The sequence below is a fragment of the Microcystis sp. LEGE 08355 genome, assembly GCF_015207185.1.
Classification (GTDB): Bacteria; Cyanobacteriota; Cyanobacteriia; order Cyanobacteriales; family Microcystaceae; genus Microcystis; species Microcystis panniformis.
The window spans coordinates 1-7,008 of record NZ_JADEXI010000219.1; the positions used below are offsets into that span (position 1 = coordinate 1).

General features: G+C 45.5%; 6 protein-coding genes. 1 reads left to right on the plus strand and 5 read right to left on the minus strand.

The window, feature by feature from the left end; translation table 11 throughout:
• Positions 1-146: 146 nt before the first annotated feature.
• The 3 genes from IQ242_RS12455 to IQ242_RS12465 form a co-directional block, all read right to left on the minus strand.
• Positions 147-2,852: a phycobilisome rod-core linker polypeptide gene (locus IQ242_RS12455; RefSeq protein ID WP_193960190.1), complete on the minus strand. Its 2,706-nt coding sequence runs from the start codon at positions 2,850-2,852 to the stop codon at positions 147-149.
• Between the two features lie 174 nt (positions 2,853-3,026).
• Positions 3,027-3,365 (minus strand): divalent-cation tolerance protein CutA, encoded by a 339-nt coding sequence (cutA, locus tag IQ242_RS12460; protein ID WP_193960191.1) that lies wholly within the window; start codon positions 3,363-3,365, stop codon positions 3,027-3,029.
• A 195-nt stretch (positions 3,366-3,560) separates the two neighbouring features.
• Positions 3,561-4,268, minus strand: coding sequence for a Crp/Fnr family transcriptional regulator (locus IQ242_RS12465; RefSeq protein WP_193960192.1), 708 nt, complete (start codon positions 4,266-4,268; stop codon positions 3,561-3,563).
• A gap of 55 nt (positions 4,269-4,323) precedes the next feature.
• Here IQ242_RS12465 and IQ242_RS12470 point away from each other — a divergent pair, with 55 nt between their 5' ends.
• Positions 4,324-5,523 carry a hypothetical protein gene (locus IQ242_RS12470; protein WP_193960193.1) on the plus strand — a complete coding sequence of 400 codons (1,200 nt, stop codon included), beginning with the start codon at positions 4,324-4,326 and terminating at the stop codon, positions 5,521-5,523.
• 136 nt (positions 5,524-5,659) lie between these two features.
• On the opposite strand, the gene rsgA is transcribed toward IQ242_RS12470, so the two are convergent.
• Both rsgA and IQ242_RS12480 read right to left on the minus strand, forming a co-directional pair.
• Positions 5,660-6,736 (minus strand): small ribosomal subunit biogenesis GTPase RsgA, encoded by a 1,077-nt coding sequence (gene rsgA / locus IQ242_RS12475; RefSeq protein WP_193960194.1) that lies wholly within the window; start codon positions 6,734-6,736, stop codon positions 5,660-5,662.
• A complete protein-coding gene (locus IQ242_RS12480) occupies positions 6,737-6,958 on the minus strand; it encodes a sulfurtransferase TusA family protein (protein WP_002738399.1) in 222 nt (73 codons plus the stop codon).
• Between the last annotated feature and the right edge of the window lie 50 nt (positions 6,959-7,008).

Below are 7,008 nucleotides of genomic sequence, written 5' to 3' on the forward strand. Positions count from 1 at the left end.
CCCTTAGTCCCCCCTTAATCCCCCCTTGATAAGGGGGCATCTGATAATTTTTAACGCCTACCTACTTAATAAATTTTGGCCAGTAATTTGTCCTGAAAAAAAGCTCGTGTTGAACACGAGCTAAATTAACTAACTTCAAGGACTAATTAGCCACCGACCTTAACTACCGGTTTAAAACTGGGAACAACCAGTTCACTATCCTGTTTAGTCAGCTTATTGTATAACCGTTCCGTATTGGGGAAATTAGCGGCCGGTAGAGTTGGGAAACGACGGTAGGGAACCGTATCTTCACCAAATAATTGTAGGTATTCCATGCTATTAACCATGGCACCGATAAAGGCTTTTAATCCCTGAGTTGCCAGAATTTGGTTATATTTCTGGATTTCTTTTTGATTCAAGGGAGCGCGACCTAAGAAGTGCTTGGTTCCCAATTCAATTACTTTCGTATTCGGATAGGGAGCATAGAATTCTTTCAGGTAAAGATCCGAACCACCTAAACCCTCAATAAACTCTTTCACCGTGATCTCAGCATTGCTTAATTTACTCTCTAAAGCGGTAAATTCGGCATTGATGATATAGGGTTCGAGATCACGTTCAAAAATCTGACGATAGGCGGCGCGAACAGTATTTTGTACGGCAACTTTATCGAGATTAGTTAACAGTTTAAAGACCTTAGTTTGTTCCCGTTGAACCGTGACACCTTGACCGACACGAGATTGAATATCGGGTTCAGTGCGAATCGAGATCGACGGTGTACCCAATTCAATAAAGCGGGGGGTTTCCTCTTTATCAACTCTTTGGCCGATATCTTCGCGGAGATTACCCAAACGCACCATCCGTAACTGCATCCCTTGGGGAGTTAGATAGCGCTCGTAGGGAACCGTATCTTCGCCAAAAGCTTCCGTATATTCAGGACTATCGATAATGGCATCGATTAAAGCATAGAAGCCTTTTTTCGAGCAGATATCGAAGTATTGATTCATTTCCTGACGACCGTAGGTGGGACGACCGAGCAGACGACGGTGAATATATTCGATCGCTTTTACCACATAGAGAGGAGTCCAGTAGATTTTCCGGAAAGTCTCGGATTTAGCTAGGGTTTTGATAAACTCGCGCAGAGTAATATCGCCATTTTCCAACTTAATCTCGGCCACGGATAAACGCTGACCTTCGTAGGGCATTCGACCGAAAACCTGACGATAAGCCGCTAAAATCACTCTTTGGGTGGAACTTTCGCCAAATTTAACGCTTACCCCATTACTAGAACCGGGTAACTCGTTATTGAGACGGAAAACTTTCGGTCCCAAAGTACCGGGGAATTCACCTCGGGCGCCGGGGTTGCTATTTTGGTTATTAGTGGCAGGTCCGCGGTGGATGAGGATACGTTTGCTATCTTTACCAAAGGGAGCGGGACTAGAACTAGGTTCCCGGGTTTCTTTCGGGAAAATTGCCCCAAATTGGATTTCTAGGGGGTCATTTCCAGAACCGTAAACGTGCTGATCCGGTAAGGGGCGATCGTATTTAGCAAAGGTGGTGATAAATTGGGGAACTTTGCGGAAAGGTGCGCTGTAGTTAAACAGGTCAATCTGCATCCCCCAGTTACGACATTCCTGCGCTTCTGCACCCAAACCACGGAGATAGGGAACGGTTTCTTCGCCGAAATAGTCAGAATACTCCTGAGAATCGACTAAAGCATCGATTAAGGCCGCTAAACCGCCGCTAGAGACGATCGAGAAGTATTTCTGCACTTCTTCCCGGGAGGAAGGACCGCGACCGAGGAAATGACGGAAAGCCAATTCTAGGGCGCGACTATTGATAAAAGGTTCAAAGAACTGTTTACGATAGAGAGGCGATTTACCGAGACGACGGACGAATTCTTTCATCGAGATGTCGCCGTTTTTCACCTTCGATTCTAGATCAGAAATCGACTGACTATAGGCGCGGGTGATGTCCCGTTCAAAAATTTGTCTGTAGGCAGCCTTGATAATCGAAGATTTTTCCGACTCCGATAAACCGGTTTTCATGACAAACTTTTGCCGTTTTTCGGCACCATTGTAGTAGCTTTGGGGAAGACTTAAACCCTGTTGGTCACTACTGGGACGCTGACGCAGTTTATTAGAGGGGGTGGGGGCTTTTAATTCCCCTAGTAGGATATTGAAATAGTCACTGATTAAAGTGGCCGCATCCTTGTCTCTCTGGAAATACTCGATCGAAGCGGCCCGCATTTCCTGTAGGGCCACGATGGTGGCATCAATAGAACAGGCATTTTCGAGAACTTCCCTTAAACCGCGGGTATTAACGATCAGGATACTGGTATCACCAGCCACGATCGCATAGGTAATATAACGCAGGAACCAGGATAAATCCCGGAGGGACTTCTGCATATTGCTCGGACCGTAACGAGAGACGTTAATCGGTCGGAATCCGGGGGGAATCGGGCCGCTAGAGGCGAAAATCCCTTTTAAGCCACCAAGGAAACCACTGCCGCCACCAGACCCGCTTTCAGCGTAGGTAACGGTTCCTAATTTCATCCCTTCCTGGACGCTGGTAACTTTACCCGCACCCACCAAGGCCAATTCTTCCACGGGGGGTTTCTCTAGGTAGGCCATGGGTGAACCACCGGTAAAAATCCGGTTAGCTGCCCGCGAGACGATCAGATCGGAGTTCCGGGTGAGCGTTTGGGCAATATCTAAACGCTTGCTCCCCGATTGGAAGTAGGCGATCAGTTCGTTGAGTTCGGGTTTATCGAGAAAGCGGTCTTGTTGTTCTGCTTGGGTAATGGCAGATACCGGGACGGTTTGATAGAGTTGGGGACGCGCTAAGGAGCTGCCACCGCTTGCCTTAAGACTCATTGGATTTTAACTATCTCCCTTGACGATGTGCTGAGTTCTCCAATCGTGGAGGCGATCGGTCTTAAAACCAGATGTTTAAAAATTTAATCAGCATCTAGATTAAAACTTTTTGCGCTTCCTGAGATAGTTTATTAAGAATTATATAGATTTTTTTCGCTCAAGTTGCCGATTGGTCTATTCTGACACCCCACCTGCATGGGAGGCTAACCAGTCTAAATAGGTCTGTGAACCCGCCACAATCGGTAAAGCGATGATTTCTGGGACGGCATAGGTATGAAGTTCCTGTATCTTCGCCGATAACTGCTCAAACTGCTTTAAATCGGTTTTAATCGCTAATTGCCATTCGCTCTCGTTTTCAATCTGTCCCTGCCAACGATAAATGGAACGCATCGGGTAAATACTGACACAAGCGGCTAGGCGATCGTTAAGTAAGGCGATCGCTAAGTTCTCCGCTTCCGTTTCGCTGGCCGTTGTCACCAGCACCACTCCAAAACCGGTTAATTTTTCAGTCATAAGTAGTCGTGCAAAATAAATTTCCTAGTGAAGATAGGCACTCATGCAAGAGGCAACCCCCCCTGCCCCCCCGACATCGGGGGGGTCGGAAGAATAGATAATCAGTCTTTAATAACCGGATTTAGTATGATAACCGATAACTGATCACTGATAACTGATAACTGATAACTGATCACTGATCACTGATCACTGAATTTAGGTGATCGCTTTTTCTAAAGCGGCCAGATCGGGAATACAGAGAGATTCCTGCTGTCGTTGAATCAGGCCTTTTTTCTGCAATTTGGTCAAGGAGCGGGTCACAGTTTCCCGGGCAAGTCCACTAATACTACTCAATTCTCGGTGAGGTAAATTAGGAATTATCACACCCTGGCCGCTTTTTTCTCCTTGACCTTCGGCTAAAAAGAGTAAAGTATCGGCCACTCTGGAGAGACTATCGGCCTCGCGCAAACGTAAACGCCGGTTAAGTTGACGCAAACGCTTGGCCATTAACTGAGAAAGACGAATTCCCGCTAAAGGTTCCGATTTGAGCAGATTAACAAAATCTTGGGCGGGAATACTGCTAATTGTGGCCGTGGTTAAGGTGATAGCATCGCTGGAGCGGGTAGATTCGTCTAAAGCGGCCATTTCTCCGACTATTTCCCCTTTACCGACGATATTTAAGGTGACTTCTCTACCCGAACTATCGTAAGTACGAATTTTCACCCAACCATCCAGAATAAAGTAAACCGAACCACCCCAATCATTTTCTAATAAAATCGCCCGATTAGCAGGATGAATGCGGGTGACAGCATGAGAAGTAACTTGATCGATGGTTTCAGGGGGTAAACCGACCAATAAGGTGGCTGTATCCAATAATTTTTGAATCTCTGCCGATTTTTCCGCAGGATAGCGTTTTTCTTCCATAGTTTAATATTTAAATTTTGTTCGTTTTAAGTGGGTGATTCTACAATAGACAGTTGTGGGTATTTTTATTTATCTAGTGACCGATAAACAGGATTTTTCCTCTCTACTGACCGAGATCGATCGGATTCTTGCCAAGGTGATTTCGTCTCTAGTTAACCCGCAAGAACTTACTTCCGAGACAATTATCGCCACTCGTCAACATTTAGAATCGGCCAGAGTGATGCTTTCTCCTTTATTATTGCCTGATCGAATCCCTAAAGTTGCCCGTTGGTCCCTGGGAATGGAGGTGCAACCAGAGGGGGTGAAAATCGTCTTTTTTCGGGAAAGCCAAGGATTAATCGATTTTTATCCTCTTTCTTGGAGTCTGGCAACGGGAACAAGCGATCGCTTACCCTGCTCCCAGGTGGACGAATATCTAATTAGTTGGCTATCTCATCGGGATTTTAGCACCGATTCTTGGCTCTGGGAAGCCTTAGAGCGATTAGAAGCTATCATTATCACCGACGATGGGGAAACCTCCACGGATGACCTGAAAAAAGCCCTTCTCAGCGCGCAACTAATACCCCCCGATCGCCTCTCTAGTCTGGAAACAGCGATCGCTACTGCTCTGGCCTATATCCCCACTAGTCACCAACCCCAAACCCAAACCCTACTGGTGGTCGAAGGTAAACGAGAGACTACCACTTTAGCACTGCTGGAAGTCCCGCCGCAAACTCGCTCTTTATCCCGTCAAGCGATCGCTCTGAGCCATTTTAACTACGGGGAAAACACCTATGAACGAGCCATACTCTCTCAGTTAATTTATCCTCTCTGGCGTTCTTTTTTGCCTCTTTCCCGCTCCGATCTCACCGATACTAATCCCTTAAAAAAATCTTTACTGGCAGCCGCTAGATTAACTAAATTAATCCTGCAAGAAGAAAGCGAATTTACCTCCTCTCTAGCCGGTCATACTTGGACGGTCAGTCGCAGCGATTTAAATAAGAAAGTGGTTATACCATATCTAGATAATTTAAGACAAAAAGTTAATGATTTGTTAGAAAAACAGCAAAAAAGTCTTGAAGATATCGATCAAATAATTTTTAGCGGTAATTTTTTCTTAACCATTTGGCCCTATTTTCTAACAGAAATACAGCAAGAATTTGCTGGTTGCAATCTAGAGTCCCCCAGTCAAGAAACCTTCTCACCAGCAATCTTGGGTTTGGGTCGTCTCTGTTTATTTTCGGCTCTTAGAGGTGAGAAGGTCAATAATGCTTAAAAAATCGACCTCAGCCTCAGTTAAAAGTCAGAATTTAGGTGTGAATAGAATTTTTAGGGTAATTGTGGGGAATACTAAAAGGAAAACTTCGTATCTCACCATTAAGATAACTGCCGTAAACCCAACTGAACCCATTCTATTCAGAATCGTCATTATAAATATCTTGGAGAGTTTTATTTTCGTAGCGTTCCTGATCTTGATTTTTGCCGCGACGGGAAGGACGACGATATTTTTTATTGGCTAACTTGGGTTCGTAGGTTTCTTGACCTGCTTCTTTAATTTTTAACTTTAAACTTGACTCTTTTGTGCTAGTTTTCTGTAATGACTGTTCTCGTGCGATCGCTTCTTCTAAAAACTCTAAATAATGTTGGTAACGTTCCCAATCTCCCCTCACCACACAGTTAGGTTCCCGACGGTGAGTACAATCATTAAATTGACAATTTCCTAAAGCTAAACGCTGTCTCACTTCCGGAAAATAAAAAGTTAATTGTTCCGGTAAACAGTTAAGATCAGGTTGGTTAAAACCCGGACTATCGGCCAATAAACCCCGATTTGGTAAAGCAAATAACTGCACATGACGGGTAGTGTGACGACCTTTTTGCAGTTTTCCCGACACATCCCCCACCCGTTGGTTAATCTCAGGAATTAGGCAATTAATTAAACTCGATTTTCCCACCCCCGAAGGACCGGCCAAGAGAGTGATTTTATGGTTTAATTGTGCCAATAAAGCCTCAAATCCCCGATTTTTCTCGACACTGACAAAAAAAGGCCGGTATCCCCAAGCAGCTAGGCGATCGCCCCAGAGTTCTATTTGTTCCGGTTCCCCCAGATCAATTTTATTGACACAGACGGCAATTTCTAAGCCTGTGGACTCGGCTTTCACCAAAAAACGACTGATCAGCCAAGGATCGAGGACGGGTTCAGCAAGGGCAAAAACTAGCAAAATCTGCTCGATATTGGCAACGGCCGGCCGATCGATCTCGGTACTGCGGGGGAGGACTTCTGCGATCGCACCCTGCCGATCATCAAAATTGGCTTCCTCCACACGCACCCGATCACCAACCATCACCGATTGACCAATTTTTTGCAAGCGAGCGCGACGGGTACAGAGAAGATTCTCGCCCATAACGGCAGAATCCAAGCGTACCTGATAGAAATTCGCCTGTACGGCCACCACTGTACCGTATAAATCGGTTAATTGTGCATCTACCATTTAGGAATCGGGACGATAGACTTTGAGAACAAAAAAGCTATCTCGGTCCTCGATCGATTCTATCTGATAACCCTCCACTGTCAGGCTAGTGGGAACCTGTTCGATCGGTTCCCCGGCATCTAACCAGACTTCCAACCGTTCCCCGGCGGTCATTTTCTCTAATTGCAATTTTGTCCGGACAAAATTAATTGGGCAGGGAGTGCCGCGCAGGTCTAAAGTCATAATTATTTAGGGTTTGCTGAAAAAGTTTCTCCTAGGGGCAGGGTGTGGGG